Raw genomic sequence first — 609 nt, 5'->3', positions numbered from 1 at the left:
GATACGCGCATTTCGTCGCGTACAAAACAGAGCATCGGTAATGTCTTCTAGCTGAACTTCTGTGTCGTTACCGGCAAATTTTTCAAAGAGTGTTTCGAACTGAACACGTAAACGAGGGCTACTCATAAAGAGGAAATACTTGTCTTGATGTCAATAAGTCAAGTTTCCTCATTTTTATGAAAAAGTGCAAATATGAAGGGGTAAATTATTGAATATCGATACCAATTTCTTGTGCGAGTTGGATAAGTTGTTCCTCATTATCCAATTTTATTGACCATTTGCATTCGGCCCCATGGGCTAACACCACATTTGCGCCACGACCAAGAAGTTGAAGTGCATCGGTTTGTGCTTGCAATGTGACCATTGCCTCACCGGTTAGTTTGATGACGATTTCACGCTGCGTCGCGATAATTTTACCTAATGAAAACTCGATAACCATGTTCTGCCTTTGGGTGTATCTCTGCTGATTGATGAACGTCGAATTAAGCCAATTTTGCTTTTTGTTGTTTCACAGCAATCGTTAGACGACTAGTACACACCAAGCGATCACGTTCGTCTGTAATTTCAATCTGCCAAACTTGAGTCGACACACCAAGGTGAATAGGTTTT

Annotated in this window: 2 protein-coding genes and 1 pseudogene; all 3 read right to left on the bottom strand. The window is 41.1% G+C overall.

All coding sequences use genetic code 11. The features are described from left to right. On the bottom strand, positions 1-126 hold a 126-nt coding region (locus R8O11_RS29255; protein ID WP_318195127.1), incomplete at its 3' end, for an SgrR family transcriptional regulator. Between the two features lie 79 nt (positions 127-205). After that, positions 206-439, bottom strand: a complete 234-nt coding sequence (locus R8O11_RS29250) for a DUF3389 domain-containing protein (RefSeq protein WP_005455381.1) — start codon at positions 437-439, stop codon at positions 206-208. Between the two features lie 43 nt (positions 440-482). Beyond that, positions 483-609, bottom strand: a pseudogene (locus tag R8O11_RS29245) (esterase); the annotation flags it as partial.

Source organism: Vibrio sp. 1288 (assembly GCF_033344475.1).
The sequence above is the reverse complement of the archived record's forward strand: the minus strand, read 5'-3'. Positions and strand labels throughout refer to the sequence as shown.